Annotated in this window: 1 pseudogene; it reads right to left on the reverse strand. The window is 68.8% G+C overall.

Annotated features, from left to right (window positions below):
• Nucleotides 1-250 (reverse strand): annotated as a pseudogene (locus RVY79_RS20905) (glycerophosphodiester phosphodiesterase); the annotation flags it as partial.

A 250-nucleotide genomic window follows, 5' to 3' on the forward strand; every position in this document is an offset into this window, starting at 1 on the left:
GGCGACCAAAGTGGTGGCCGGGCCGGATGCCGGCTGGATCATCGTCCGCTCCGGGCCGATGCCATAGGCATAGGCGGCCACTGCCTTCAGCCCCGCCGGCGTGGCCATCGCCTTGTAGCTGGGCTGCGCGCCGTCCGCCGGGCCGCCGCTTCCCGCCATCAGCTGGATCAGCCGCACCTGCGTCATCGTCTTCAGCTTCTTGAGATTATCCACCTCGAACGACTGGATGAAGACCGGCGCGTCGGCCCGG

Source organism: Chromohalobacter sp. HP20-39 (assembly GCF_033052815.1).
Lineage (GTDB): Bacteria > Pseudomonadota > Gammaproteobacteria > Pseudomonadales > Halomonadaceae > Chromohalobacter.